Origin of the sequence: Dokdonella ginsengisoli (assembly GCF_042652785.1) — a bacterium.
Lineage (GTDB): Bacteria > Pseudomonadota > Gammaproteobacteria > Xanthomonadales > Rhodanobacteraceae > Dokdonella_A > Dokdonella_A ginsengisoli.
In genome coordinates this window covers 64,714-91,665 of sequence record NZ_JBHSHD010000006.1, presented here as the reverse complement: position 1 = coordinate 91,665, position 26,952 = coordinate 64,714, and the positions used below count along the sequence as shown (strand labels likewise).

20 protein-coding genes are annotated in these 26,952 nt (G+C 71.7%); 12 read left to right on the top strand and 8 right to left on the bottom strand.

Translation table 11 applies throughout. The features are described from left to right. Positions 1–21 precede the first annotated feature (21 nt). Together ACFO6Q_RS06510 and ACFO6Q_RS06505 are read left to right on the top strand one after the other, a co-directional pair. Positions 22–3,036 carry a choice-of-anchor J domain-containing protein gene (locus ACFO6Q_RS06510; protein WP_380019780.1) on the top strand — a complete coding sequence of 1,005 codons (3,015 nt, stop codon included), beginning with the start codon at positions 22–24 and terminating at the stop codon, positions 3,034–3,036. Positions 3,037–3,088: 52 nt separating this feature from the next. Continuing rightward, positions 3,089–4,099 carry a hypothetical protein gene (locus ACFO6Q_RS06505; RefSeq protein ID WP_380019779.1) on the top strand — a complete coding sequence of 337 codons (1,011 nt, stop codon included), beginning with the start codon at positions 3,089–3,091 and terminating at the stop codon, positions 4,097–4,099. A 129-nt stretch (positions 4,100–4,228) separates the two neighbouring features. On the opposite strand, the gene ACFO6Q_RS06500 is transcribed toward ACFO6Q_RS06505, so the two are convergent. The 6 genes from ACFO6Q_RS06500 to ACFO6Q_RS06475 all read right to left on the bottom strand — a co-directional run bounded on the left by ACFO6Q_RS06500 (position 4,229) and on the right by ACFO6Q_RS06475 (position 15,082). Then, positions 4,229–8,248, bottom strand: coding sequence for a S8 family serine peptidase (locus ACFO6Q_RS06500; protein WP_380019778.1), 4,020 nt, complete (start codon positions 8,246–8,248; stop codon positions 4,229–4,231). A 673-nt stretch (positions 8,249–8,921) separates the two neighbouring features. After that, positions 8,922–9,905, bottom strand: coding sequence for a FecR family protein (locus ACFO6Q_RS06495; RefSeq protein WP_380019776.1), 984 nt, complete (start codon positions 9,903–9,905; stop codon positions 8,922–8,924). Further along, positions 9,895–10,464 (bottom strand): RNA polymerase sigma factor, encoded by a 570-nt coding sequence (locus ACFO6Q_RS06490; RefSeq protein WP_380019775.1) that lies wholly within the window; start codon positions 10,462–10,464, stop codon positions 9,895–9,897. Before ACFO6Q_RS06490 ends, ACFO6Q_RS06495 begins: the two co-directional genes overlap by 11 nt. 62 nt (positions 10,465–10,526) lie before the next feature. Beyond that, on the bottom strand, positions 10,527–11,207 hold the full coding sequence (locus ACFO6Q_RS06485) for a TetR/AcrR family transcriptional regulator (protein WP_380019774.1): 681 nt from the start codon (positions 11,205–11,207) through the stop codon (positions 10,527–10,529). A 105-nt stretch (positions 11,208–11,312) separates the two neighbouring features. Continuing rightward, a complete protein-coding gene (locus ACFO6Q_RS06480) occupies positions 11,313–14,162 on the bottom strand; it encodes a TonB-dependent receptor (RefSeq protein ID WP_380019773.1) in 2,850 nt (949 codons plus the stop codon). A gap of 329 nt (positions 14,163–14,491) precedes the next feature. Next, entirely contained in the window at positions 14,492–15,082 is a 591-nt protein-coding gene (locus ACFO6Q_RS06475) for a GNAT family N-acetyltransferase (RefSeq protein WP_380019772.1), read from the bottom strand. A gap of 177 nt (positions 15,083–15,259) precedes the next feature. Here ACFO6Q_RS06475 and ACFO6Q_RS06470 point away from each other — a divergent pair, with 177 nt between their 5' ends. The 4 genes from ACFO6Q_RS06470 (at position 15,260) to ACFO6Q_RS06455 (ending at position 18,271) form a co-directional block, all read left to right on the top strand. Next, positions 15,260–15,490: a hypothetical protein gene (locus tag ACFO6Q_RS06470; protein ID WP_380019771.1), complete on the top strand. Its 231-nt coding sequence runs from the start codon at positions 15,260–15,262 to the stop codon at positions 15,488–15,490. 10 nt (positions 15,491–15,500) lie between these two features. Then, positions 15,501–15,815: a hypothetical protein gene (locus ACFO6Q_RS06465; RefSeq protein ID WP_380019770.1), complete on the top strand. Its 315-nt coding sequence runs from the start codon at positions 15,501–15,503 to the stop codon at positions 15,813–15,815. Positions 15,816–15,960: 145 nt separating this feature from the next. After that, positions 15,961–17,031 carry a serine hydrolase domain-containing protein gene (locus ACFO6Q_RS06460; RefSeq protein ID WP_380019769.1) on the top strand — a complete coding sequence of 357 codons (1,071 nt, stop codon included), beginning with the start codon at positions 15,961–15,963 and terminating at the stop codon, positions 17,029–17,031. A gap of 88 nt (positions 17,032–17,119) precedes the next feature. Beyond that, complete coding sequence (locus ACFO6Q_RS06455) at positions 17,120–18,271, top strand: serine hydrolase domain-containing protein (RefSeq protein ID WP_380019768.1); 1,152 nt, start codon at positions 17,120–17,122, stop codon at positions 18,269–18,271. Here ACFO6Q_RS06455 and ACFO6Q_RS06450 read toward each other — a convergent pair. Beyond that, positions 18,222–19,832 (bottom strand): winged helix-turn-helix domain-containing protein, encoded by a 1,611-nt coding sequence (locus ACFO6Q_RS06450; RefSeq protein ID WP_380019767.1) that lies wholly within the window; start codon positions 19,830–19,832, stop codon positions 18,222–18,224. The two genes, ACFO6Q_RS06455 and ACFO6Q_RS06450, sit on opposite strands and share 50 nt — an antisense overlap. Positions 19,833–20,092: 260 nt before the next feature. On the opposite strand from ACFO6Q_RS06450, the gene ACFO6Q_RS06445 reads away from it, so the two are divergent. After that, positions 20,093–20,650, top strand: coding sequence for a TMEM165/GDT1 family protein (locus ACFO6Q_RS06445; protein WP_380019766.1), 558 nt, complete (start codon positions 20,093–20,095; stop codon positions 20,648–20,650). Between the two features lie 59 nt (positions 20,651–20,709). Here ACFO6Q_RS06445 and ACFO6Q_RS06440 read toward each other — a convergent pair whose 3' ends face one another. Beyond that, the gene (locus ACFO6Q_RS06440) at positions 20,710–21,048 is read right to left on the bottom strand and encodes a P-II family nitrogen regulator (RefSeq protein WP_380019764.1); all 339 of its coding nucleotides are present in this window, start codon (positions 21,046–21,048) and stop codon (positions 20,710–20,712) included. A 293-nt stretch (positions 21,049–21,341) separates the two neighbouring features. Between ACFO6Q_RS06440 and ubiK the strand changes: the two genes are divergently transcribed. The 5 genes from ubiK (at position 21,342) to ACFO6Q_RS06415 (ending at position 26,872) form a co-directional block, all read left to right on the top strand. Further along, complete coding sequence (gene ubiK / locus ACFO6Q_RS06435) at positions 21,342–21,611, top strand: ubiquinone biosynthesis accessory factor UbiK (protein ID WP_380019763.1); 270 nt, start codon at positions 21,342–21,344, stop codon at positions 21,609–21,611. A gap of 188 nt (positions 21,612–21,799) precedes the next feature. Continuing rightward, on the top strand, positions 21,800–23,302 hold the full coding sequence (locus ACFO6Q_RS06430; RefSeq protein ID WP_380019761.1) for a YifB family Mg chelatase-like AAA ATPase: 1,503 nt from the start codon (positions 21,800–21,802) through the stop codon (positions 23,300–23,302). Between the two features lie 72 nt (positions 23,303–23,374). Then, positions 23,375–25,156, top strand: a complete 1,782-nt coding sequence (locus ACFO6Q_RS06425; RefSeq protein ID WP_380019760.1) for a potassium/proton antiporter — start codon at positions 23,375–23,377, stop codon at positions 25,154–25,156. A gap of 61 nt (positions 25,157–25,217) precedes the next feature. After that, the gene (locus ACFO6Q_RS06420; protein ID WP_380019759.1) at positions 25,218–26,276 is read left to right on the top strand and encodes an XdhC family protein; all 1,059 of its coding nucleotides are present in this window, start codon (positions 25,218–25,220) and stop codon (positions 26,274–26,276) included. Further along, on the top strand, positions 26,273–26,872 hold the full coding sequence (locus ACFO6Q_RS06415) for a nucleotidyltransferase family protein (protein ID WP_380019757.1): 600 nt from the start codon (positions 26,273–26,275) through the stop codon (positions 26,870–26,872). Before ACFO6Q_RS06420 ends, ACFO6Q_RS06415 begins: the two co-directional genes overlap by 4 nt. Positions 26,873–26,952 lie beyond the last annotated feature (80 nt).

The window sequence follows — 26,952 nt, the reverse complement described above, 5'->3', positions numbered from 1 at the left end:
CGGCGCTCACGCGCCTGGCGGGTGGCGGCGTGCGCGCTGCTGCTGGCACTGCCCGCGGCGGCCGGCGCGGCAACGGCGCCGAAGAGCCGCGCCGCCGTGCTCGCCGATACGCAGGCGCGGGCGCAGATCGACGCCCCCGACCTGGCGGTGCGGACCGTCACCGGGGCGCCGGTGCGGCCCAATCCGCGCCCCGCCGGCGCCGCTGCGCCGGTGCTCGCCGTCGACGAGGGCTTCGACCGCGTCGACCTGCTGACCTCGGACGGCCGCTTCGGCGTTCCCGGCGGCATCTTCGAGGACGGCTGGATCCGCCAGAACAACAGCGACAGCCCCGGCAACGCCTGGTTGTCCAAAGGCGTGGGCGATCCGGTCGACGGTTCGGCCAAGGCCTTCATCTATTCCAACCCCTTCGCCACCCTCACCGACGAGGGCACGGTCAGCTCCTGGCTGCTGACGCCGCCGGTCAACTTCAGCGCGACCACGAAGCTGTCGTTCTACACGCGCAAGTACGCCTACTGGTCGGTGCCCACGCGCATGCAGGTGCGCGTCTGCGCGGCGGCGGACTGCGGCGACGTCGGCACGGCGCCGGAAGACGTCGGCGGATTCCACGACGTCGTGCTCGACATCAATCCGGACGAAACCGACGGCGTCTACCCGGAGGAATGGACGCGCTACGAGCTGACCGCGGCGAACGGCCTGCCGACCTCCGGCAGCGGGCGCCTGGCGTTCCGCCACTACGTGCACCAGGACGACGGCGTTCTGCGCGGCGACACGATCGCGCTCGACCGCGTCGTCGTCGAGGAAGGCGAGGACGCGACCAGCCCCCTGCAGTTCGACGTGACGGTCGGGCCGGTCGACGGTTCCAATCCGGCCGCCTGCGGCACGGCCACCGAGATCGAGGTCGCCGTCGGCGACCAGGTCAACCTCTGCTATCGCATCACCAACGGCAGCGACCAGCCGCTGCGCCACCACTGGCTACGCGACAACGAAACCGGGACGATCCTGAGCGCCAGGGGCGTGCAGGTGCGGCCTGGCTCGAGCTACCAGTACAACCGCATCGTCACGGTCGGCCAGTCGGGTGCGCCGTCGGCGACCTGGATGGCGTCGAAGGATCCGCCGGGCTACCTCGTGGACGACAGCCAGCCGGCGCAGTTCGTCGACCTGGACGGCGCCACCGCGATGGACACGCAGTCCTACGCGTACTCCAGTGAGCTGCCGTTCCCGGCCGACTTCGATTTCCGCCTGTACCGCGAGCGCATCGACACGCTCTGCGTCGGCTACACCTGGGCGGCGATCGAGAACAAGAAATCCGAATTCTGCGGGCTGCTGCCGCACTACGGCGTGCGTGCGCTGCCGGACTCGCAGGTCACCATCTACGGCTCGGCGCTGGCCCTGTACGTCGCGCCGCTGGTGTCGCCGCTGACGCCGCCGTCCGGGATCGTCTACAAGACCGTCGGCGAGGCGCCGAACCGCCGTTTCGTCATCGCCTACGACCGCGTGCCGACCGCCTACGGCTCGACCGATCCGGCGCGCGAGCTGTCGGCGCAGGTCGTGCTCAACGAAGGCAGCGGCGTGATCGAGTTCCAGTACGCCGACGTCTCCTTCGGAATCACCAAGACCTGCGACTACGGCGGCTGCGCCTCGATCGGCATGCAGCACCACATGATCGGGCAGCCGTATTCCTACCTCGAGCAGAGCCTGCGCCTGGTCGACCGCATCGCCTGGATTCCGTCCGATCCGACGGTGCACACGCGCACGCGCCAGGTGCGCATCACCGCGCGCGCGCCCGCGCTGCAGCTCGACACGGAGTCGATCGACGCCTCCGCGGCGGCGGGCGAAACCGTGACGCGGACGATCGCGATCGGCAACGGCGGCGACGGACGCCTGGACTGGTACCTGAGCACCTCCGCCGCCGACAGCCACATGCCGCCCGGTCCGCGCCGGGTGCTGCCGCTGCACGAGCACGATCCGGGCCGGTTCGCCACCCGCCTGCCCGATCCCGCCGCCCTGGCGGGAATGCCGGCGCCGTCGCCATCGCCGGCTCCGCTCGCGCTGCCGGCCGGCAACGGCAGCGGCGACGAGCGGCCGCTGTGGTACTTCGACATCTACGGCGGCTATCTGGTCAACACGAACCTGGACGACTCGCTCAGCAGCATCCGCGGATATCCGGCCGGCCGCACCATCACCGGCGCGGATTTCATCGACGACAACTTCAACCAGCTGCTCGCGCTGGACGGATGGACGGGCGAGCTGCTGGCCTACGCGCCCATCGGTTCGGGCTTCGCGTCGGAGCTGGTGCTCGGCGCGCTCGACATGTCCTACGACGAAACCCTGAGCGGGCTGAAGCAGGACCCGACCACCGGCGTGATCTACCTGGCCAGCTCCAACGGACAGGGCAGCCGGCTGTGGCGCGTCGACCCGGCCACCCTGACCAAGACCCTGGTCGGGCCGATCGACACGGCGCCGGGCATCCTCAGCATGGACTTCGACGACGACGGCCGGCTGTACGGCCTGGACGCCGTGCTCGACGCGCTGTTCGCCATCGACAAGACCAGCGGCGCCGCCACGCCGATCGGTTCGCTCGGCATTTCCACCGGCGGCATGATCCCCTCGCTGGCCTTCGATCCGGGCAGCCGCACCTGGTATCTCGGCGCCATCGTGTCGGGAAATTTCGGACAGCTCTACACGGTCGATCCGCTGACCGGCCAGGCGACGTATCTCTCGACGCTGAGCATCGGCGGCCTCGGCGCGCAGATCGGCGCGATGGCGTTAGCCCATCCGGGCAACCGCTGCATCAGCTGGGACGAGGTGCCGTGGGTCTCGCCCAGCGGCTGGGGCGGCACGATCGAGCCGGGCGCGACGGCGACGGACCTGCAGCTGAGCTTCGACGCCACCGTCGCCGGCCCCGGCACGCACGCCTTCGACCTGTGCGTCTTCAGCAACGATCCGGCCAGGCCGCGCACGGCGGTGCCGATCCGCTTCACGGTCGCACCGGGCGATGCGATCTTCGCCGACGGCTTCGATGCGCCGTCGCCGTAACCGCACAGCGGTCCGGTGCCCCGCGCCGGACCGTCCCTCGGCAGCGTCGTCCGTGCGGGCGGCGCTGCTCCTGGCCGGTGCGCTGCTGGCGATTTCGCCCGCGCGGGCGGACGCGGCCGGGTTCAGTGCGCTCGGAACGCCCGGCGCGCGACTGCTGGCGCTGTCGCGCGACGGACGCGCCGGCGCCGGCGCCCTCAGCGGCGCCGGCAGCGGGGGCTTCCGCTGGTCGGAGGCCGAAGGCGTGCGCACCCTGGCCGGCGCGATCTCGGTGCAGGGCATCTCCTCGTCGGGGCGCTACGTGGCCGGTTCCTCGCTCGACGGCGAGCAGCGCGAAGTGGCGAGCTACTGGAATGCCGACGCAGCGCCGGTCCGCCTCGGCGGCCTGCCCGGCACGGCCTGGCAGGGCGGCCGCGTCAGCATCGCGCTGGCGGTGTCCGACGAGCCGCGCGTGGTCGGCGTCGCGAACGATCCCGCGCAGCGCAGGACGGCGTTCGAATGGCGCGCCGGGGCCGGCATGCGCGCACTGCCGCTGCCGCCGGAAGCCAGAGCCGCGCGCGCCGGCGGCATCAGCGACGACGGCCGCCGCGTGCACGGCTGGATCGAGGGCGCCGCCGGCGCACGGCGCGGCGTGCTGTGGTCCGACGGTGCGCCGCAACTGCTCTCGTCGCCGGAACTCGCCGCGGGCGAAGTGCTCGGCGCCAACCGCGATCTCACGCTGCTGTTCGGCGCCAGCTATCTCTGGCGCGCTGGCCGCGGCGCGCAGCGCCTGCCGCCGCCGGCTCGGCCCGACCCGCTGCTGCAGCTGGCCGCCGGCAGCGACGACGGCCGCCTGCTCGCCGGAAGTCTCGGCGACGGTGCCCTGCGCACGGCGGCGGTATGGACGCGCCAGTCCGGCGCGGTCCCGCTCGACCGCTGGCTCGCCTCGCGCGGCATCGCCGTTCCGCACGGCTGGAGGCTGGTCGCCGTCACCGGCGTGAGTGGCGACGGTCGGCGCATCGGCGGATGGGGCCAGCACGACGGCCAGTTCGATTCGTTCGTCGTCGAGCTGCCGATCGCCGAATGAGCGCGGCGTCGCCGACTGGAGGGCGGTGTCGTTCTCGATCTCGCGGCAGATGCGCGTGATCGGCACGTCGCCGACGCCGCCCTCGTGCGCGCTTCGTCGCCGAAGCGCGCACGTCTCCTGCCGCGTGGATCAGTGCGGACGCTTGGATTGCCCCGCGACGTTCGCGCGCCGCACCGGGCCCGATGACGAGGCCGGCTGCGCCGAGCAGTCGAGCGTCACGTCGTCGAGGAAGTAGCTGCCGTCGCCGGCCGTGCCGGTGTGCGCGAAGGTGAACTTCACCTCGTGGCTGGCACCGTCCGCGTGCGCGCTGACGTCGACCGACTGCACGACGTAGTCCTCGTCCTCCGCCGTCACCGCTTCGCTGTGCACTTCGGTACCGTCGACGGTCACCTTGAACGTGTCGGCGGTCGCGTCGGACGAAATGCGGTCCGCTTTCTTCCAGAAGTTCAGGAAGCGCGCACTGCCGCTCGGGATCGTCACGCTCTGCGAGGCGTAGGCCGTATACGCATCGGTACCGTCGGCGCTCCAGCCGCCGAACCACGAGAACCAGTCGCCCGTGCGCGCGCCGGTGTCGCCGCCACCTTCGATGCAATCTCCGTTGCAGAACACCGACGACTCGTCGTCGTGGCTGTCGATCGACGCCCACGACGGATTCGTACCGAACGCCGCGGTGGTCGCCTCGAAGCTCGGATCCTGCAGCAGCTGCAGCGGCTTGCACGTTTCACCGCCGCCACCTTCGTCGAAGCCGTCGGCGAAGATCACGTCGTCGCCGCCGCCCGTGACCGTCATCGTGACCGGCACCGCGACGACCGGCTGCTCGGTGTCGTTGCTGTTGACGCACACGTTCGCGCTGTAGCTTCCGGCCGCCAGCCCGGTCGAGTCGAACGTCACGGTGACGTCGCTGCTGCCGTCCGCCGCGGTCGTTCCCGATTCCGGTGTCGCGCTCAGCCACGGCACGTCGGCCAGCGCCGTGCACACCGCCGCGCCGCCGCGGACGCCATGGCCGCGCAGGACGAGGTTGGACGCCTCGAAGCCATCGATGCCGAGGTCCTCGGGCTTGCGCAACGCCAGTGCGGCCAAGTCCGGCGGATCGCCGATGGTCGCGTCGAAGTCGGTGCCGAGCCAGCTGCGGCCGACGCCCGGACCGTCGTCGAAGGTCGCCGGGCTGCCGCCGGTGGCGTCGCGCGCGACTACCGCGATCAGCACGTCGCCCGCTCCGTCCACCGCGATGCCGCCCGGCACCGGCACGCTCTGCAGCGCATCCACGACCGAGACTTCCACGTCCTTCACCGAACCGAGCAGGGTAGCGCCGTTGCTCGGATCCTCGTCGTCGTCCTGGTAGACGTAGACATCGAACTTTTCGCCGATCACGGCACCGTCGTCCCCGTTGTCGAGGCGGCCGAGGAACTCCACGTCGACGCGGTCGAGCGTGAACGGCAGGTCCGCCGCTTCCGGCGTGAAGCGGTTCAGGAAGATTACCGGCGTGCCCGAACCGACACCCAGCACGTGGCTGCCTAGGCCGACGTCGACCTGCAGGTTCACCTCGTCGCCGCCGGTCGGCGCGAGCGTCGGCGCGGCAGCCGCACCGGTGCCGGACACGCGATCGCCCAGCGACAGGCTCACGCCGGCCGGCTGTTCGCCGATGCTCCAGGTCAGCGGCGCGTCGCCGGTGTTCCTCACGGCCAGCGTCTGCGTCTTCGTTTCGCCGGGCGCCTGGCTGCTGTCCAGCGCAGCCGGCGCGACGTCGATGCTCGGACCGGTTTGCGCCGCATCCGTCTTGCGCACCGCGACCGGCAGGGTCAGCGCGTCACCCGACTCCGGCGTCAGCGTCACCTCGCCGAACGACCAGCTGTTCGCCGCGGCCGTGCCGACGTCGATCGTGATCGTCACCGACTGCGTCGCGCCCGGTTCGACGCTGAAGCTCGCCGGTGCCACGGTTCCGCTCAGCGCGCCGCCGTTGCTCGGCTGCACGGCGGCGGTGAAGCTCTGCGCCGTCGCGGTCGGGTTGCGGAACACGCGCGTGAAAGTGCAGGTGCCGGCGCAGGCCGCCTTCGAAAGGCTCGGCTCGTTCAGCGCCGACAGATCACCGCCGTCACGCGGATTGGCCGCCTCCATGTTCGCCGCGGTCTCGTTCATGACCAGCGGCGAGGTGGCGGCGCGCGTCAGATCGGTGCGGCCGGCGCCGCTGTCGAACGGGTCGGTCGGATCGGCGGCATTGCGTTTGCGCAGGCCTTGCTTGGCGGTCAGCATCAGCGCCGACTTGATTTCCATCGGCGTCCAGTCCGGATGCAGCGCGCGCAGCAGTGTGCCGGAACCGGTCACGTGGGGCGCGGCCATCGAGGTGCCATTCAGGAATCGGTAAGCACCGGCCTCGCCCGAATATGCGGCCAGGATGCTCACGCCCGGTGCGGTGATGTCCGGCTTGAGCAGGTCGCGCGGCGACTGCGTGCCTCCCGCCGGCCCGAGGTTGCTGAAATCGCCCATGATGTCGGCGAACGCCGCGACGTGATCGAACGTCGGCGGAGTCGTCAGATCCGCCGTGACAGTGGCAGCCGGATTGGCCTGCAGGTGCGCGACCAGTGCCTGGCCGTCCGCCTGCGAGATCATCAGCGCCGGAATCGTCGTGCCGGGCACGTCCATGCCGGCCGGCGCTGTGCCCGTATTGTTGTAGATGACCACCGCGGCCGCCCCGGCGGCCTTGGCATTGTTGATCTTGACCGAGAAGTTGCAGCCGCCGCGCTGGATCAGCGCGATGAAATTCGGCGCTGCCGGCGTCGGCGCGAATGAGGTACAGGCCGCGGGATCGGTGCTCGTGGCGAGTGCGCCGCTGATCGGACCGCTCAGCTGCGGCTGGTCGCCGCCGCCGCCTTTGAAGCCTGCGAGCGAGCCCAGGTCCGGCACTTCGACGTGCGCGTTGGAGTACAGGCGGTCGTGCGTGGAGGCGCCGACCGTGATGGTCCAGGGCTCGAGGTGATCGACCGAGCCCGGCGACGAGCCGCCGGAGGTGTTTCCGGCCGCCGCGGCGACGAAGATGCCCGCCTCGACCGCATTGCGGAACGCGATCGAGGTGTCGTCGGTCCACGGGGAGGAGCCGCCGCTGATCGAGAAGTTGATCGCGTCGACGCCGTCGGCGACGGCTTGATCCGCCGCCGCAGCGGTGGCATCCGTCGCGCACGTGCCATCAGGTTGCGGAAATTCCGCCGGCGGCGGCGCCCAGCAGGTCTTGTACATGATGACGTTCGCGCGCGGCGCCACGCCGGACACCGCCACCGTCGCACCATCCGTCGTGGTCGCCTGGGCACGGCTGCCGCCGGCCGTGCTGGCCGTGTGCGAACCGTGCCCGTCATAGTCAGCGGCACTGGTGGGCACGTCGGGCGATCCTTCCCATGGGTCGTCGGGCTCGACGAAGGTGTAGGCGCCGATCAGCTTGTCGTTGCACTTGCCGACGTCGGTGCCGCCGGCGGCGCAGGTGCCCAGATAACTGCCGGCGCCGTGCGGGTTCACGTGCTGGTAGCCGTCCGCGCTGGTCGCGGCGAACGACGGCGAATCGAAGTTGATGCCGGTGTCGATGATGCCGATCAGCATGCCTTCACCCTGCGTGCCGGCAGCACCGCCGGTGGCGGTGCCCTGCCAGATCGACGGCGCGCCGATCCACGCCGGGCCCGAATCGGTGGCGAGCCGCAGCAGCTCCGATTTCCTGACCGACACCACGCCCGGCATCTTCGCCAGCTGCGCCGCTTCGTCGGCCGTCAACTCGACCGCCATGCCGTTGAGCGCGTGCGTGTAGGTGAACTTCGCCTGCAGCGGACGTCCCAGCGTGGCGCCGGCCGTGCTCAGGAAGGCGTTCTGTTTGCTGGCGAGGTGGGCGACGTAGGCCAGGCTCTGCGGCGCGCGGGCGTCGAGCTTGGCCGGGCGGCCGGCGATGCTCAGCCGCGGCGCCGCGGCGATGCCGGCCACGCCTCCGCGGTACGTCGCCAGCGGCGCCTCGGCGAAGCGCACGATGTAGGTGCTGGGCGCGGCCTGCCGGGCGGAGAACGAGGTCGTCGACGCCTCGGCGAAGCGCGGCTCGGCGACCAGTCCGGCCGCGGCGATCGCTGCGGCGATGGCGCCTGCCAGCGCGGTGTTGAAAGGGGATGCTTTTCTGGACATCGCAACGTACTCCGAAGGGAACGAGACGACGGGGCGCGCTTCCGGACGACCGGGGCGTCGCGTCGTTTTGCGGGCATTGGGTGAATGCCCGCGCGCACGGATCGGGATTCCTCGCACTGCTCGGCGAGGGAATCGCGCCTCGAGCGGCAGCTGACCGTATCGGGCGGACCGCAGGCCCGGCACTGGGCATTCGCCCGCGTTGCTGCAGCGAACTGGACGGCGACGACGAGACGTCTGGATGACGGAACGAAACGGCGATTTCGTCCGACGACGCGGACGCATCCGGGCGAAGCCACTCATCGAACGGACGATTGCGCCCACGCGCCCAGCGGACTTCGCGACCGGCATCGCGGCGATCAGCCGACTGCCGTGGCGCGAAGGAAATGTCCAATGGTGCCGCACGCGGCACCGGACCTAAGGTGTGATCGGGCGTCGACCGGTTAAGGCTGGTTCCCCGCAGGACCCCGGCGAGTCCCCCCATGCTCGTCGACCGGCCTTTCTCAGGCCCGACGCGACGTCCATTCGAAAGGCCCCGCGAGGGGCCTTTCGTTTGCGTGTGCAGCGGCACGGCATCGGCGGGCGACGGCCGGCGGAACCGCTCGAGGAAAACCGGACGCAGGCATACCCGCCGTGCACAAGCGCGGCGGGCGACGGCGGGCGCGAGCGGACGCGGCTACTCGTGCGACAGCTCGATTTCGCGATCGGAGACGTGCCGCGAACGGATCGACCAGCCGGCGCGCAGCGCCTGCAGCAGCGAGGACTGGTCGCCGGTGCGGAACACGCCGCTGACGACCAGCGAGGAAAGCGCCGGATCGGCGATGCGGATCTTCGTCTCGGAGTAGCGGTTCATCTCGTCGAGCAGATCGCCCAGGCGCCGGTCCTTGAACGTCAGCACGCCGCGCGTCCAGCCGGAAACGACGTCCAGATCCACGCGCGTGGGCCAGCCCAGGTCGCCGCGGTCGCCGATGTGCAACTCCTCGCCGGGTGCGAGCACGCGGTTCTCCTGCGGGCTCGCCGGTTCCGCCAGCGCGACGCTGACCAGGCCGGACAGCAGGGTCACGGTGACGTCGCCGCCGTAGCGCGCGACCTGGAACTGCGTGCCGATGTCGTGCACGACGCCGCGCCCGCTGCGCACCGAGAACGGACGCTTCGCGTCGGCGGCGACCTCGATGTCGATGCGGCCGCGGTCCAGCCTCAGCTCGCGCGAGGACGCGTCGAAACGCACGTCCAGCTGCGTGTCGGTGTCCAGCTGCACGTGCGTGCCGTCGGCCAGTTCGACGCGGCGCTGTTCGCCGACGGTGGTGGCGTAGCGGAAGGACTGCGTTTTCTCGCTGCGCGCGGTCCACAGCACGCCGGCACCGACGGCCAGCACCAGCGCGGCCGCGGCGGCGAATCCGGCCAGCCGCGCCGGACGGCGATGGCGCGTGCGCGCGGACACCGCGTAGCGCGCCGCGCGTGCGCCGGCGCGCATGCGTTCGTCGTTCTTCAGGACGGCCGCATCGGCATGGCACTGCGCGACCGCCGCGAAGGCGTCGGCGTGCGCCTCGCTCTGCGCGCACCAGGCTTCGAAGGCGTCGCGGTCGCGTTCCGTGCAGTCGGGCGAAAGGAGCCGCGCGAACCAGTCCGCGGCCGTTTCGTCGATTCGTTCAGAGGACATCTTCTTGGTTCCTTGTGGTGCCCGCCTCGAGCTGTGCCCGCAGCAACCGCAGCGCGCGCGAGATGTGCTTCTCGACGGCCTTCGAGGAAATTCCGCTGCGGTGGGCGATTTCGGGGTACGTCATTCCTTCGATCCGATGCAGCAGGTACACCTCACGGCAGCGCGCCGGCAACTGGCCGATCGCCGCCTGCATGCGTGCCAGCGCCTCGCGGCCGCTGGCGTGTTGTTCCGGCGACGGCTCCGGCGAAACCGCCTCCGCCGCCGCGGACGGCTCGACCGGCGCCGCGCCCAGCCGCTGTTCCATCCGCGCGTGCCGCGCGCGATCGCGCAGCAGGTTGATCGCGATCCGGTACAGCAACGCCTGCCACGCCTCCGCCGGCTCGCTGGCGCTGTAGCGCAGCAGGCGCGCCAGGCTTTCCTGCGCGATGTCCTGCGCATCGTGTTCCTGCACGTTCATCCGCGACAGGAATCGCAGCAGCGGCAGCCGGCGCTCCCGCACGAAACGGTCGAGACGGCTCCCGCCCCGCTCCGATTCGGGCGGCCGCGTCGAATCTGGCATGTCGCTACCTGCGGTGCATGAGGAAACCCCGATGCCAACGTCGGCTGGAAAGGTCGTGCTTGTCAATGACGGAAGCGCTCCGCGTGCAGTGAAACGGCGCGCGCGACGCGTCCGCCGCCGATCGAGGCGACGCGGCCGGGCGCGTCGGCGTAGCGCTCGGCCGGCGCGTCGACCGCCGAACGCTCGCGCGCTTCCGATCCGGCGTACAGGCCCGGAATGCAGCGGTGCAGCGCCGGCTCGAGCAGGGCCGGGCCGAGCAGCAGCAGCAGCCACTGCAGGGATTGCCGCGTCAGCTCCGGCTCGCCGCACGCGTCCTGCGAACGCACGACCACGCCGCGCACCAGCGCCAGCAGCGAACCGAGCAGGGCCACTCCGTTCGGCGTGCCGTCGACCACGATCATGCGGCGCAGATAGGCGCGCACTTCCGGCCGCGCGCCGAGGATGTCGCCGACGGCGTCGGCGAAGCGCCGCCAGACGGCCTCCCCCGAGCCGCCTTCCGGCCCGACGGCGGCTTCGCGCGCCGCCCGCTCGAAGGTCGCCAGCACCCAGGCGTCCACCGCGTCGCGCAGCTGGTGCTTGCTGCCGAAATGATGGGCGATCAGCGCCAGCGAGACGCCGGCCGTGTGCGCGATCGAGCGCAGCGAGGTCTGCGCGTAGCCCTCGGCGCCGAACAGGTGCAGCGCGGCGTGTCGGATGCGGGCCCGGCCCGTGAGGTCTGCAAGTCGGATGTCGATAGCGTCCACCGGATCTCCTGCGCTGCGCGAGGCGGTCGCCGACCATCGGCGACCCATTCGTTTCCTGGACAGACGCGCGAACGCCCCATCCCCCTACCTGCGGGAATGCGGGCGTCAGAAGCGATAGGTGGCACGGAACGCGTAGTAGCGGCCGACCGGATCGTCGAAGGCGGGGTTGTAGCCGCCGGAAAGCTCCTCGTAGTAGCGCGGCTGGTGGTCCGCGACGTTGTTCACGCTGAGCGTGAACGCCCAGTGCGGGATGCCGGAGTAGGTGACGTTGAGGTTGAGCAGCCCGAACGGCGGCACCGAGCATTTCCCCTGCGCCGCGCGGTAGGCCGCGCACGGCGCGACGTAGTCCGCGTAGGGACGCAGCCGGTACGAACCGACGTAGCGGTAGTTGGCGCCGACGATCCAGTCGCCCAGCGCCCAGCGCGCGGTGGACACGCCGGTCAGCCGCGGCGTGGCGGCGTAGCCGGCGCTGCGCGCGACCGGCACGCCCGGCGCCCCGCGGCGGTCGAGCGCGTCCAGATAGTTCAGCCCGACGTTCAGGCGCAGCTGTCCGGCGCGGCCGAAGTCGACGTCCCAGCGGGCCTCCGCGTCGATGCCGCGCGTGGTCGTGCGGGCGAGATTGACGAGCACGTCGTTGAGCGCGGCGATGCGGCCGTCCTGCGTGCGTACGACGACGTCGGCGAAACGGTCGGCGTGGTCGAGCGTGTACGCCACCGGCACGCCGGCGATCTCGTTCCTGCGCACGCTGCGGTAGACGTCGGCGCTGAGGCTGAAGGAAGGCGACGGCGACCACACCAGGCCCCAGGCCGTAGTGTGCGAGGTTTCCGGCCGCAGCGCCGGATTGCCGCCGCGCGTGACGGAGAGCAGGCAGGCGGCCTGCCCCGTCGTCGAGGCGAGCGTGTCGACGCAGGGGCCGGCCGATTCGGGCACCCAGACGGTCTCCGGATTGCCGATGCTGCGCGGCTGGTAGAGCTCGTGCAGCGTCGGCGCGCGATAGCCCGACGACGACGACGCCCGCAGCAGCAGGCCTTCCGCCGGCCGCCAGTGCAGTCCGAGCGTCGGCGCGCCGTGCGCGGCGAAACGGCCGGTCTTCTCCACGCGCCAGGCCAGATCGGCGCCGAGCGACTCGAGGATCGGCAGATCCAGTTTCACGAACGCCGCCGAGGCCACGCGATGGCGCGACAGCGGGTATTCGCGCGGCTGGTTGAGCAGGTGCCCGCTCTGCAGCGTGAGACCGGGCCGCTGCTCCACGCCCTCGCGCCGCAGCTCCGCGCCGGTCGACAGCGTGGCCGCGCCGGCCGGCAGGTCGAAGGCCGCGCCCGAGGTCGCGAAGGAGGCTTCCTCCAGCGTGCTCGACCCGCGCCGCACCGCGCGCGGCGCCATCAGCGCACGCAGCGCCGCGCTCGGCGGCGTGTCGCCGAAGGTGTAGCGCTCGCCGTCGACGGACAAGCGGAAGGCATCGTCGCGGACCAGGCCGTCGATGGTGTCGACCACGCGGTTGCGCTGCGCGCTGGCGTCCACGCTCCAGGTCCAGCTGCCGATCAGCCCGTCGACGCCGGCGCCGAGGCTGAGCAGGGTCGAGCGCGTCGTCTCGCGCACCGGACCGATGTCGTTGAACGAGTACAGCCACTGGACCGGCTGCGGCTCGGACTCCTCCTGCAGCGAGGCCAGCACCAGCTGCGCCGCGGACGGAGCGGCCTGCTGGCGCTGCACCAGGTCGGTCACGCGCAGGTCCAGGCGCAGGCGCGTGGAGCCGTCCAGCGGAACGTCGAGCCGGCCGAGCAGCGACTTGCCGTTGTTGCCGTTCTGCAGCGTGGTGAACTTGGCGCCGTCGAGCACGCACAGGCCTCGCGCCGTGAGGTTGCGCGGCGCGCATCCCTGCGCCGCCTCGATCGAGCCGTCGTCGTAGATGACGTTGCCCGGAAACGAATACAGGCTGCGCAGGTCGCGCAGCCCCTGACGGCGCTGGTCCAGGCTGTACCAGGAACGCTGGTCGCCGGTCAGCGGCGAGGCGTGCAGGTAGTTGAGGTTCAGCAGCAGGCCGATGCCGCTCGCGGTGCGCGCGCCCCAGGACACCGAAGCCTGCTGCGCGGCAGCGTCGCCGCGGTCGGATGCGCCCGCGTAGACGCTCGCCTCCGCGCCGGCGAAGTCGCGGCGCAGCAGGATGTTGACGACGCCGGCGACGGCGTCCGAGCCGTAGATCGCCGAGGCGCCGTCGCGCAGGATCTCGATGCGCTCGATCATCGCCAGCGGGATCGCGTTGAGGTCGGGCACGGTGCCGGTGCCGTCCGGCGCCAGGCCGTAGCCGGCGATGCGGCGGCCGTCGACCAGGAACAGCGTGCTCTTGCTGCCGAGCCGGCGCAGCGCCACCGCCGCCGCGCCGGAGGCGCCGGTGCGGAAATTCGCGTCGCTCGTCGCGGCCATCGCTTCGGGCTGGTTGGCGACCTGGATGCCCGGCTGCGCCTTGAGCAGGTCGAACAGCGTGGTGTAGCCGCTGCTGTCGATCTGTTCGCGCGTGATCTCGGTCACCGGCATCGTCGGCGACATGGCCAGGCGGGAAATGCCGGCGTCGTTGACCAGAACGCGCGACAGCTCGATCTCGGGCGCCTGCCGCGGAACGACGGGAGTGTCCAGCGCAGGCGGCGGCAGCGTGCTGCGCGTGGCCGGCTTGACCACGAACGTGTCGGCGTTGACCGCGACGGCCTCCAGGCCGCTGCCGCGCAACAGGCGGGTCAGCGCGGCTTCGACCGAATAGGTCCCGTCCAGCCCTTCCGCACGGCGTCCGGCCAGCAGTTCGGCGTCGTAGAGGATCTGGATGCGCCCCTGCGCCGCCAGCGCGTTCAGCAGCGCGGCCAGCTCGCCGCCGGCCAGGCGAAAGGTCTGCGCCGCGGAATCGGCCAGCGCGCCGGAAGCGCACAACGCGAGGGCGAACGCGCAGGCCGCCCACTTGCGCAACCGGCGAGGCGCGGGCCCGGCGCCGGAAGATGCGAGCGCGCGCGAAGGATCGGTCGTCGCCGATGCGTCGAACGATTGCACTGGCGTCCGCTTCAATTCGAAGTCCCGTCCCGCTGCGACTCGGCGCGATGGACCGATCCGCCCCCTTCGATGCGGAATCGCGATCCGATGTCTTGCGCGCTCCGGACCCGCGACCGGACGACGCCCATCCGGCCCATCTTAGCCGCAAAGTTTCCGTGGCATGACCGCGAATTGAATTTTTGAACTCGCTCCGGCGCGACGCCGACGACCGGCGACCAACCCTTCCGCCTGCGGGCGGAGCGCCGGCTTCAGGCCGCGGTCTGTCGCCTGCGCGGACCGGTCCAGCGTTCCCGCGGCAGGCCGAAGCGCAGCGCCGGCCGGCCGTACTGGACGGTCGTCCCCTCCGGCTGGAAACCCAGCCGCTGCAGCAGCGGCGGCACCGAGCGGTTCTCCGGCGTGCACAGGCCGATCAGCGCCGGCAGGCCGAGGTGGGCGAAGGCGTGCTCGCACAGGGCGACGCCACCTTCGAGCGCGTAGCCGCGACCCCAGAAGCGCGGCAGCAGGCGGGTGCCGATCTCGACCGCGCCGACTTCCGTGCTCGGCACCAGCGAGAAGATGCCGATGAACTCGCCGTGCGCGCCGGTCGCGTACCAGATGCCCAGCCCGGGCCGTTCGAGCGCGATGCGCTGCGCGTGCTCGATCAGGCCGACGATCTCGGCCAGGGTGTTCAGCGGCGCATCGAGGATGTGCCGCGCGACGCGGCTCTCCAGGCCCAGGCGCAGCAGGTCGAGGGACTGCCCGTAGGCGAGGTCGACCAGGGTGATCCGCCGCGTCTTCAGGAACGCAGGCGGAGCGGACGACGGCGGCGCGGCGGGGCTGGTGGAATCGGTCTGGGTCATGTCTACTCAATAGGTCAAAGCCGGCCTTGCCGGACCTAGGGCAATCCCGAGGTCGGGCGCGCCCTAGATTGACCCAAAGGGGGGCTCGGACAAATTATCGCCAGCGTCCGCGGTGCGGACGTTCGTGCGGCGAACGCAGCCGCTGTCAACCAGACATCGCTACATAGGAGAACGGTCATGGGTCAAGCAGTAGGCGGTCTCGTCAGCAATCTCATCGGCAGCATCGTCAAGCCGCTGCTCAGCCAGCTCACCGGCATGCTCGGCAACCTGCTCGGCGGCGCCGCCGGCGGCCTGCTGAACAACGTGCTCGGCCAGTCCGGCATGGGCCAGGACTCGCAGCAGTCGTTCCTGAACAATTTCACGCAGGGTTTCTCGCAGGGCTTCGGTCAGGCGATCGGCCAGCACTGAGGTCACCGCGATGAGCAATGCAGGAACCGAAGAAGATCGGCGCGTCTACCTGGCCAGCTTGGCCGAGATGCGCTCGAACGATCTGATCGACGCCGACGACGAGAACGCGCTGGCCCGGTACTACGAGGACCAGAAGGCTTCGCTGGAAGCGGCGTTTCTGCAGTTCCTGCCCGAGTATCAGCGCCGCGTGCGCGAGGACGGCGAAGCCAGCGCCAACGAATGGCTGGCCGAGACCGCACGCGAAATCGGCAAGCGCGAAGGCGAGGCAGCGCGCAAGGTGGTGGACGGACTGTCCGCGACCCGCAACGCGACCCCCGACGCCTGACGTCCGACGCCACCGGCGTTCGATACTCGCAAGACAAGCGACCACGGCGACGTGGTCGTTTTTTTTGTGCCTCCACGACCGGCCCTGCAACCGGACGCCGGCCCGGCGTCTCCCTGGCGCACATCCTGCCGCCCGGAGACTGCCGATGAGAACCCTCCTGTGGATCGCCCTGTTGCTGGTCGCGTTCGGCGTGCCGGCGCGCGCGGCCGACGTGGACGCCTTCGTCCGCGACTACGCGCAGCAGCACGGCTTCAGCGGCTCGATCCGCATCGTGCGCCCCGGCAAGCCGGACTACGTGCGCAGCTTCGGCCTGGCCAACCTTGCGTTCGAGGTGCCGAACCGGACGCACACGAAGTACAGGATCGCCTCGATCACCAAGCTGTTCACCGCGACGCTGATCCTGCAGCTGCGCGACCGCGGCCGGCTCGATCTCGATCGCCCGATCCGCGCCTACCTGCCCGACTACGCCGGCCGCGGCGGCGACACGATCACCGTGCAACAGCTGCTCAACCACACCTCGGGCCTGCCCAACTTCGACCAGGTCGCCGAGGCGACCGACGCGATCCGCGACGGCCTGCCGACCTACCAGAAGCCCTACACCAGCGACCAGCTGCTGGCGAAGTTCTGCAGCGGCGATCCGCTGCACGCGCCCGGCACCACGTTCGACTACAACAACGGCGACTACGTCGTGCTCGGCAAGATCGTCGAGCGCCTGTACGGCCAGCCGTACGAGCATGTGCTGCGCGAGCGCATCCTCGATCCGCTGCGCATGAAGGACAGCGGTTTCCTGCATCAGGCCGACGTCGTCGCCGGACTGGCCGACACCTATTTCCGCCACGACGACCGCAAGACGCTGTCGCCGGACCTGCCGGTGTACCCGGAAAACTGGTACGCGGCCGGCGCGCTCTATTCGACCACCGCCGACCTCGCGACCTTCTCGCGCGCGCTGTTCGACGGCCGGCTGGTCGGGCGCGATTCGCTCGAGCGCATGTTCCGGCCCGGGCTGGACGACTACGGCTACGGCCTGTGGTCGTACCAGACCCGGCTCGGCGGCGCCGCGCGCCGCGTGGTGAAGCGCCCCGGCCGCATCATGGGCGCCCAAGCCCAGCTGTTCCACGTCTTCGACCCGGACCTCACGATCGTCCTGCTCGCCAACACCGCCTCTGCCGATCTGGACGAATTCGTCGCGCAGATCGCCAGGCGCGCGGTCGATTGACCGCGACTTCACTTTTCTTCATTCGCATTTCCGGCACTTCAGCGGGCGCCGCGCTGAACTGGGCGCTCCTTTTTCGACGGAGTGCGTCATGTCACGACGGTTTCTCGGCCCGCTGCTCGGCCTTCTTCTGGTTTCCGCCAACGCCGGCGCCGCGCCGGCCGCCCTTCCGGCCCCGGAGGCGACCTCCGACGGCTGGCCCGTCGCCGACCCCGCCCGGCTCGGCTGGGACACGGCCAAACTGGAAGAGATTGCCGCGCGCATCGCCGCGCGCGACCTGAAAGGCGTCACCAGCGTGCTGGTCGCCGACCACGGCCGGCTGGTCTACGAGCACTACTTCAACGGCGGCGCGCGTGACACGCTCAACGACATGCGTTCGGCGACCAAGACGCTCACCGCCGTGCTCGTCGGCGCGGCGATCGACCGCGGCAGGATCCCCGACGTGTCGGCCAGGGTCTATCCGTACTTCCGCGACCTGGCGCCGCTGCGCAACGCCGACCCGCGCAAGGACGCCTTCACGCTCGAAGACCTGCTGACGATGAGTTCGCTGTGGGAATGCGACGACGAGAATCCGTTCTCCAGCGGCAACGAGGAACGCATGTACGTGACCGAGCACTGGCTGCGCTTCGCGCTGGAGCTGCCGATCAAGGGCTTCGCGCCGTGGATGGCCAAGCCCGCCGACAGCCCCTACGGCCGCGCGTTCTCCTACTGCACGGCTGCCTCCTTCGTCGCCGGCGCGGTGGTCGAACGCGCGACGCGCCAGCCGCTCGACGCGTTCGCGGCCCAGGTGCTGGAGAAGCCGCTGGGCATTGCGAGATCGCAGTGGAGCCGTTCGCCCGACGGGGTCGCGATGGGCGGCGGCGGCGCGCGCTACAGCAGCCGCGACATTGCGCGGATCGGCGCGATGCTCGCCGACGGCGGCCGCTGGCAGGGCAAGCCGGTGATCTCGCAGCGCTGGGTCGAGGCGATGCTGACGCCGCGCGCGCAGGCGCGCGACGACGCCGACTACGGCTATCAGATCTGGCGCTTCCGCTACGCGCAGGACGGCAGGGAGCAGGCGGTCTGGGCGATGAGCGGCAACGGCGGCAACTACGTCTTCGTGCTGCCCGAGCGCGGCCTCGTCGCGGTCGTCACCAGCCGCGCCTACAACCAGCGCGATTCGCACCCGCAGTCGCAGGCGCTGTTCCGCGAGCTCATCCTGGCGGCGGCGCCGGCAGCGGCGCAGGTACCGGCGCCGCGCTGACCAGGTCGGGCGGGAACCACACCGCGGCCAGCGCCTTCGCGCGCTCGGCCGTGCGTGCGCGGCTGATCGCGTCGACGACCTCGGCGAAGCCGGGCTCGTCGGCGAGCGGGCGGAACAGCGGCGAGGCCTGCAGCCAGGCCTGGTCGCGGAAGCCTCCGGCCACCGCGCGGCGCAGCGCGTCGATCGCCGCGGCGCGATCGGCGTCGCGGCGCAGCAGCGCGACCTCGAGCCAGTCCTCCGGCGCGCCGTGTCCGGCCTCGCGCGCACGCGCCTGCGCACGCGCATCGAGCGCGGCGGCGTCGACCGGCGGCTCGGCGTACAGGTCGGTCAAGGTGCGCGGCAGGCTCTGGTGCGGACGCAGGGCCATCGCCTTGCCGAACATCTGCGCGGCGCGTACGCGATCGCCGCGCAGCAGCGCCAGTTCGCCGGCGAGCAGGAACAGCTGCGGATGCTGCGGCCGGCCCATCGCCTCGGCCAGCGCGCTCTCCGCCTCGCTGTAGCGGCCCTGCGCGAACAGGAAGCGCGGCCACGCCGCGTTGCCGAAGACGTTGTCCGGATACAGACGGAAGATCCTCGCGTAGCGCCGTTCGGCCGCCTCGGCGTAACCGAACAGGTCGAGGTTGCGCGCGATCTGCAGGTCGAGGAAGCGCAGCTTCGCGCCGGCGCGTTCGGCGGCGAGGTTGTTCTCCAGCGCATCGGCGAGGCGGCCTTCGGCGACGTAGAGATTGGCCACCGACGCCCGGCTGTCCAGCCGCGCGGGTGGATCGAGCGCGATCGCGCGCTCGTATTCGCCGATCGCCGCGTCGATCTCGCCGCGGCAGTCGTGCGCGTAGGCCAGCGCGTCGTGCGCCGCGCTGTCGCGCGGGCTGCGCGCGACGACCGCTTCGGCCAGCGCCTGCGCGCGCACGGTCGAATCGGGACTGCCGTTGTACAGGCACATGCGCGCGCTGAGCGCACGGCTGAGTCCGACGCTGGCCGCGTCGTCGAGCGGATTGGCGCGCAGCGCCTCCTCGTACAGCGCGACGGCGCGCTCGTTGTTCTCGCTCTGGCCGATGCCGGCGTAGTAGCGCGCGCGCTGGCGCAGCTCCTCCTGCGCCGTCGCCGGCGGCGGCGCCGCCTGCCGGGCGCCCGAACACGCCGCCAGCGCGGCGAACGCGGCGCGCGCCGCGGCGAGTCCGCCGAGCACGAGCCGTCGCCGACGCCCGCCCGGCGGCGCCGCCGCCGGTTCCGCCGCGGCCGGCTGCGGCGCGCTGCACAACTGGTATCCGCGCCCGCGCACCGAGCGGATGTAGCGCGGGTTGCGGCCGTCGTCCTCGAGCGCCTGGCGCAGCAGCTTGACGCGCTGGGTGACGGTCTCCTCATTGACCACGGCCGGCGCCCACACGTGCTCGATCAGCTCGTCGAAGCCGACCACGCGATCGCCCTGCTCGACCAGGTGGTGCAGCAGCTTGAAGCTGAGGCCGGACACGTCGAGCACGCGCCCGCCGCGCGTCACGCGCTGCCGCGCGAGATCGATGCGGAGGTCGTCGAGCACGACGGTGGGCGGGCGGGCCTGGCTCATCGGCCGGCATCGTATGCCAAGCGCGGTGCCGGTTGCCGACCCGCGGCGCCGCCCTTACACTGCGCGCGCTCCATTGGGGAGTAGCCGGTCGCGGCGAACCGCCGCGGCAAGCGCGTCAACACACTTGGCGAACACGCCATGGCGCGCAGCGATTCTCGCGGATCGCCCGGCAAGACCTTTGGTTCTCGCGTACCGGACCCGGGCCGGGGCGGTGCGCGCGGAATCATTGCGTCCACCTTCCCCAGCCCGCCGGAGCCTTCATGCAGACCCTGCTCGTTTCGACCGCCGCGGTGGCCATCGCCGAGATCGGCGACAAGACCCAGCTGCTGTCCCTGATCCTCGCCGCGAAATACCGGCGGCCGTGGCCGATCTGCATCGGCATCTTCGTCGCGACCCTGGTCAACCACGCGATCGCCGGCTCGGTCGGCGCGCTGGTCGCGCAGTGGCTGTCGCCCGATACGCTGAAGTGGATCGTCGCGCTGAGCTTCTTCGCGGTCGCCACCTGGACCCTGATCCCCGACAAGGCCGACGAGGAAGGCGCGGCGCGCGGCGCCGGCCGCGGCGTGCTGATCGCCACCCTGATCGCGTTCTTCCTCGCCGAGATGGGCGACAAGACGCAGGTCGCCACCGTCGTGCTCGCCGCGCAGTACCAGCCGCTGTGGCAGGTCGTCGCCGGCACCACGATCGGCATGCTGCTGGCGAACGTGCCGGTGGTGTGGCTCGGTGCGCGCTTCGCGCAGAAGCTGCCGCTGAAGGCGGCGCGCATCGGCGCGGCCCTGCTGTTCGCCGTGCTGGGTGCGTGGATCCTGCTGCGCTAGGCACCTGCGCCGGGGAAACGGAACGACGCTCCCGCCTTCACGAATCACCAATCCCGGCTCTACAGCGCATCCGCATCGAGTTCGCCGGTGCGGATGCGGATCACGCGGTCGAGCCGCCACGCGAAGATCTTGCCGTCGCCGATCTTGCCGGTGTTGGCGGTCTGCGCGACGGTTTCGATCACGCGCTCGAGCTGGTCGTCGCTGACCGCGACCTCGATCTTGATCTTCGGCAGGAAGTCGACGACGTATTCGGCGCCGCGGTACAGCTCGGTGTGGCCCTTCTGGCGGCCGAAGCCCTTGATCTCGGTGACCGTGATGCCCTGCACGCCGACCTCGGCGAGCGCTTCGCGCACCTCGTCGAGCTTGAACGGCTTGATGATCGCCATGACCATGTGCATCGGTCGCTTCCTGTCGCGGACGTCGCCGCGACTATAGCCGGATCGATCCGTGTAGGAAATTTCCTACAAACAAATCCGAATCCGCCGGCTGGCGCGCGCATCCGCCACGGCTAGACTGTCGTGCATGGGGAGCGGCGCCGACGGACCGGCGCGGCACGGAAGCTCCCGGCCGGTGGCGGGTCCGCCCGCCGCCGGTCGAACCCCAAGGACGCACGCACACCGCCGCAGCAACCGGCACAGGTCGCGCGGCAGCCTTCCGATCCATCCGAATCATGCCCAGAAAGGGGTGAGCCATGATCGAGCTTCGATCCATCGACGACCTCGCGCAGCGACTCGCCGCGCTGGTCCCGCCCGGTCTCGCGCAGGCGCGCGAAGACCTCACCGAGAATTTCCGCGGCGCCCTGCAGTCGGGCCTGCGCCAGCTCGATCTCGTCACGCGCGAGGAGTTCGACGTGCAGCGCTGCGTGCTGCTGCGCACGCGCGAGAAGATCGAGGAGCTCGAGCAGCAGATCCTCGCGCTCGAACGCCTGGTTGGCGCCACGGCCGCGCAGCCCAGGCACTAGCCGACCCGCCGGCTCCCGCTTCCTCGACACGAGCGCCGCTGCCATGCGGCGCCGCCGGGGAGTCGCGTGCCCGCGATCGCCGCCATGACTTCGCACCGACACCGATTCGACGATTTCCCGGGAAGCCCGCTGCCCTGCGCAGCTCACCCCCTGGCGGGGGCGGCGGGCGTTTTTCCCGGCGGCCGCACATGAGCCTCGCCGTCGTCTACACGCGTGCCCAGGCCGGCGTCGTCGCGCCGCTGGTCGCCTGCGAGGTGCACCTGTCCGGCGGACTGCCCGGCACCTCGATCGTCGGCCTGCCCGAAGCTGCGGTGAAGGAGGCACGCGACCGCGTGCGCGCGGCGATCCTCAACGCCCAGCTCGAATACCCGCAGCGCAAGGTGACGGTGAACCTGGCGCCGGCCGACCTGCCCAAGGACGGTGGCCGCTTCGACCTGCCGATCGCGCTCGGCATCCTCGCCGCCAACGGCGGACTGCCGCGCGAGGCGCTCGCCGGCCACGAATTCGTCGGCGAACTCGCGCTCTCCGGCGAGCTGCGCCCGGTGCAGGGCGTGCTGCCGGCGGTGCTGCACGCGACCCGCGTCGGCCGGCGCGTGATCGTGCCGCGCGGCAACGCCGCCGAGGCCGCGCTGGTTTCCGGCGCGGACGTGCGCGTGGCCGATTCGCTGCTGGAGGTCTGCGCGCATCTTGCCGGCCGTGCCGAGCTCGCCGAGGCGGCGACGGTTCCGGCATCCACGACCGCGCCGGCCACGGAGGTCGCCGACCTGGCCGAGGTGCGCGGCCAGTCGCAGGCACGCCGCGCGCTCGAGATCGCCGCGGCCGGCGGTCACAACCTGCTGCTCTGCGGCGTGCCCGGCACCGGCAAGACCATGCTGGCCAGCCGCCTGCCCGGCATCCTGCCGCCGCTGGAGGAACACGAGGCGCTGGAGCTGGCCGCGATCCGCTCGATCGCCGGCCAGGACAACGACGTCGCCTCGTGGAAGCGGCGCGCCTTCCGCCATCCGCATCACACCGCTTCGGCGGTCGCGCTGGTCGGCGGCGGATCGATGCCTCGGCCCGGCGAGATCTCGCTGGCGCACCACGGGGTGCTGTTTCTCGACGAACTGCCCGAGTTCGACCGCCATGTGCTCGAAGTGCTGCGCGAACCGCTCGAATCGGGCCGCATCTCGATCTCGCGCGCTGCGCGCCAGGTCGAATTCCCGGCGCGCTTCCAGCTGGTCGCCGCGATGAACCCCTGCCCCTGCGGCTATGCCGGCGATCCGGGCGGACGCTGCCGCTGCACGCCGGACGCGATCGCCCGCTATCGCTCGCGCATTTCCGGCCCGCTGCTCGACCGCATCGACCTGCGGCTGGACATGGCGCGCGTGCCGCACGCCGAACTGCGCGACGCCGCCGGCGGCGAACCCAGCGCGGTCGTGCGCGAGCGCGTCGCCGCCGCGCACATGCGCCAGCTCGAACGCGCGGGCAAATCGAACGCGTGGCTGAGCAATCGCGAAGTCGAGCGCGACTGCGACCTGTCGCCCGCCGAACACGCCCTGCTCGACCGTGCGGTCGAGCGGCTCGGCCTGTCCGCACGCGCCTACCACCGCGTGCTGCGCGTGGCGCGCACCATCGCCGACCTCGCCGGCACCGCGCGCATCGACGCCAGCCACCTGTCCGAGGCGATCCAGTACCGCCGCTTCGCCGAATGAGCCGCCGGCGGCGGCGTCGAAACCGGACGCCGGCCCGGTCGTGGACGCGGGCGGCGACGCTATGATCGGCGCATGACCATCATCCAGCACATCTACTGGGTCTTCGCCGCCGCCTCCGCACTGGTCCTGGTCGGCATCGCGTCGAGCGTGATCGCGCGGCGCTTCGGCGCGCCGCTGCTGCTGGTGTTCCTGGTCATCGGCATGCTCGCCGGCGCCGACGGCCCCGGCGGCATCGCCTTCGACGACTACAGCGGCGCCTACGAGCTCGGCTCGCTGGCGCTGGCGATCATCCTGTTCGACGGCGGCCTGCGCACGCGCTTCGCCACCGTGCGCCGTGTGCTGGCGCCGACGATGCTGCTGGCGACGGTCGGCGTGCTGCTGAGCGCGATCCTCACCGGCTTCGCCGCGAGCTGGCTGCTGCAGCTCGATTCGATGACCGGCTTCCTGGTCGGCGCCGTGGTCGCCTCGACCGACGCCGCCGCCGTGCTGTTCCTGCTGCGTGCCGGCGGCCTGCAGCTGCGCGAGCGCGTCGGCGCGACGCTGGAGATCGAATCGAGCGCGAACGATCCGGCCGCAATCCTGCTGACGATGCTGCTGGTCCAGTACGTCACCTCCCCCGCCGGCCTGTCGCCGCTGGCGCTGGTGCAGGAGTTCGTGGTCGAGTTCGGCATCGGCGGCATCGCCGGCGTGATCGGCGGCGGCGCGATCGCGCGCGGCCTGAACCGCCTGCAGCTCGACCACGCGCTGTCGGCGCTGTTCGCGCTGGCCGCCGCGGTGCTGGTGTTTGGCATCACCGGCCAGTTGCACGGCAGCGGCTTCCTCGCCGTCTACGTCGCCGGGCTGATGGTCGGCAACCGCGTCAGCGGCGGACTGACCAACCTGCTCGGCACGCTCGACGCGGCCACCTGGCTGTGCCAGATCGCGATGTTCCTCGTGCTCGGCCTGCTCGCCTCGCCGCGCCTGCTGCTGGAGTCGCTGCTGCCGGCGCTCGGCGTGGCGGCGTTCTTGATGTTCGTCGGCCGGCCGCTGGCGGTGGTGGCCTGCCTCGCACCGCTGCGGCGCTACGGCAAGCGCGAGATCGCCTTCATCTCGTGGATCGGCCTGCGCGGCGCGGTCGGCATCTTCCTCGCTTCGATCCCGATGCTGGCGCAGCTGCCGCACGCGCAGCTGGTCTTCAACGTCGCCTTCGTCGTCGTGCTGGTCTCGCTGCTGGTGCAGGGCTGGACGCTCGGCCTCGCCGCGCGCCTGTTCGACGTCGCGCTGCCGCATCGCGAACGCGCGGTGCGCCGCGTCGAGCTCGACCTGCCCGGTTCGCTCGAACGCGAGCTGGTCGGCTATCCGGTCGCGGCCGAGGCGCGCATCCTCGGCGGCGCGTCGCTGCCGGGCTGGGCGCAGCTGACCATGGTCGTGCGCGGCGGCGAGATCCTGACGACCGCCGAGGCCGACAGCCTGATGCCGGGCGACTACGCCTACCTGCTCGCGCCGCCCGGCCGCGTCTACCGGCTCGACTGGCTGTTCGCACCGCCCGAGGAAGCCAGCGAAGCCGAGCGCGAGCTGTTCGGCGAGTTCAGCCTGGACGCCGACGTGCGCCTGGGCGACGTCGCCGATTTCTACGGCCTGCCGGTCCGCCCCAAGGACGCGCCGCTGACCCTGGCCGAACATTTCGCACGCCGCTTCGAGCACACGATCGAGGTCGGCGACCGCGTCCGCCTCGGCCCGGTCACGCTGGTCGCGCGCGAACTGTCCGACGAGGGCGTGGCCAAGGTCGGATTCAAGATCGAAAGCTTCGGCAAGGCGCTGGCGCGGCCGGCGCGGCTGGTCGACGGCGTGGCCCGGCTGCTCGGAAGGCGTTGAATCCGCGTCCGGGCGCCTTCATGCAAGCGCTTCGCTTCTTCGTCCGCACCCGATCGCCACGATGACCTCCTTTCCTCCCGACCTTTCGCACGCCGCGACCGCCTTTGCGCTCGGCGGCACGCGCGCCGTCGTCGAAGGCGCGCGCGTGCTCGCCGCGCGCGGCGAAGCGGGCGTGCTGGCGGTCGTCGTCGAGACCGCCGGCTCGACCTATCGCAAGCCCGGCGCCCTGATCCTGCTCGACGCCGCCGGCGTGCACGTCGGCGCGCTTTCCGGCGGCTGCCTGGAAGGCGAGCTGGAAGCCGCCGCGCGCGACGTGCTGGCCCGCGGCGTCGGCGCCGACGTGCGCTTCGACACCAGCGGCGACGAGGACCGCGTGTTCGGTTCCGGCACCGGCTGCGGCGGTTCCACACGCGTTCGGCTGCTGCCGCTGCCGGCACGGGCGGCGCCGTTGCGCGAGGCGCTGATCGACGCCGACCAGCGCGGCACCGCGCTGGAACTGCGGCTCGCCGGCGCGGCCGAGCACATCGGCGCAGGCGAGGCGCGCGTCGTCGGTGCGAACGGCGAGACGCGCCGCTACCGTTTCGACGCGCGCGGCGGCGTGCGCGACGACGACGACGTGCCGCCCGATCCGATCGCGCTGACCGTACGTCCCGCGCCGCGCCTGCTGCTGCTCGGTGCCGGGCCGGAGACGCGGCCGCTGCTGCGGCTGACGCGCATGCTCGGCTGGCGCGTCGAACTGGCCGAGCACCGCGGGCGCTGGGCGCGCTTCGCGCAGGATTGCGGCATCGACCGCACCCACGACGGCGGCCCGGATGCGCTGCCCGCCCTGTTCGCGAGCACGCGCTTCGACGCCGCGCTGGTGATGAATCACAACTACCTGCTCGACGCGCGCTGCCTGACGCAGCTGGCCGCGACCGGCATCAGCTACGTCGGCCTGCTCGGCCCGGCGTCGCGGCGCGACGACCTGCTGGCGGAGATTGGCACCGACGCCACCGCCCGGCTGCAGCCCCATCTGCACGCGCCGGTCGGGTTGACGCTCGGCGGCGAAGGCGCCGAGGCGATCGCGCTGGCGATCGCCGCCCAGCTGCAGATCGCGTTCTCGCGGCGCGTGCCGGCATGAACGGCGATCGCGCCGCGGTGCACGGCGCGATCCTGCTCGCCGCCGGCGCGTCGCGGCGGCTCGGCCACGCCAAGCAGCTGATCGAGTTCGACGGCGAGCCGCTGCTGCGCCGGGCCGCGCGCGCGCTGCTCGCGACGCAGCCGCTGGAATGCGTCGTCGTGCTCGGCCACGACGCCGCGCGCATGCGCGCGGCGCTGGCCGGATTGCCGGTCCGCGAGGTGCTCGCCGCCGATCACGAGGAAGGCCTGTCGGCCTCGCTGCGCGCCGGCGTCGCCGCGCTCGATGCGCGCTGCGCCGGCGCGCTGGTCGCGCTGACCGACCAGCCGGCGCTGCAGGTCGATCACCTGCTGGCCCTGTGCGACGCGTGGCGCGCGCAGCCGCAATGCGCGGTCGCCAGCGCCTACGCCGACGTGCTCGGCGTGCCGGCCCTGCTGCCGCGGAGCTGGTTCGCCGACGTCGCGTGCCTGCGCGGCGACGTCGGTGCGCGCGAGCTGCTGCGCCGCCGCGGCGCCGTGCCGCTCGCCGCGCCGGCGCTCGCGCACGATGTCGACACGCCCGCCGACCGGGAACGGCTGCGCGGCGAAGAATCGGCGTAAAGCTTTCATGAACCCTCTGGTACGGAAAAAGGACCCGGTGTACGCTTTCGTCAGGTTCTGAATACGTCTCTTCTGGTCAT

Coding starts and splice junctions, on each gene's coding strand:
- ACFO6Q_RS06500 (WP_380019778.1), bottom strand. CDS start 8,248: ATGTCCAGAAAAGCATCCCCTTTCAACACCGCGCTGGCAGGCGCCATC.
- ACFO6Q_RS06495 (WP_380019776.1), bottom strand. CDS start 9,905: ATGTCCTCTGAACGAATCGACGAAACGGCCGCGGACTGGTTCGCGCGG.
- ACFO6Q_RS06490 (WP_380019775.1), bottom strand. CDS start 10,464: ATGCCAGATTCGACGCGGCCGCCCGAATCGGAGCGGGGCGGGAGCCGT.
- ACFO6Q_RS06475 (WP_380019772.1), bottom strand. CDS start 15,082: ATGACCCAGACCGATTCCACCAGCCCCGCCGCGCCGCCGTCGTCCGCT.
- ACFO6Q_RS06470 (WP_380019771.1), top strand. CDS start 15,260: ATGGGTCAAGCAGTAGGCGGTCTCGTCAGCAATCTCATCGGCAGCATC.
- ACFO6Q_RS06465 (WP_380019770.1), top strand. CDS start 15,501: ATGAGCAATGCAGGAACCGAAGAAGATCGGCGCGTCTACCTGGCCAGC.
- ACFO6Q_RS06460 (WP_380019769.1), top strand. CDS start 15,961: ATGAGAACCCTCCTGTGGATCGCCCTGTTGCTGGTCGCGTTCGGCGTG.
- ACFO6Q_RS06455 (WP_380019768.1), top strand. CDS start 17,120: ATGTCACGACGGTTTCTCGGCCCGCTGCTCGGCCTTCTTCTGGTTTCC.
- ACFO6Q_RS06450 (WP_380019767.1), bottom strand. CDS start 19,832: ATGAGCCAGGCCCGCCCGCCCACCGTCGTGCTCGACGACCTCCGCATC.
- ACFO6Q_RS06445 (WP_380019766.1), top strand. CDS start 20,093: ATGCAGACCCTGCTCGTTTCGACCGCCGCGGTGGCCATCGCCGAGATC.
- ACFO6Q_RS06440 (WP_380019764.1), bottom strand. CDS start 21,048: ATGCACATGGTCATGGCGATCATCAAGCCGTTCAAGCTCGACGAGGTG.
- ubiK (WP_380019763.1), top strand. CDS start 21,342: ATGATCGAGCTTCGATCCATCGACGACCTCGCGCAGCGACTCGCCGCG.
- ACFO6Q_RS06430 (WP_380019761.1), top strand. CDS start 21,800: ATGAGCCTCGCCGTCGTCTACACGCGTGCCCAGGCCGGCGTCGTCGCG.
- ACFO6Q_RS06425 (WP_380019760.1), top strand. CDS start 23,375: ATGACCATCATCCAGCACATCTACTGGGTCTTCGCCGCCGCCTCCGCA.
- ACFO6Q_RS06420 (WP_380019759.1), top strand. CDS start 25,218: ATGACCTCCTTTCCTCCCGACCTTTCGCACGCCGCGACCGCCTTTGCG.
- ACFO6Q_RS06415 (WP_380019757.1), top strand. CDS start 26,273: ATGAACGGCGATCGCGCCGCGGTGCACGGCGCGATCCTGCTCGCCGCC.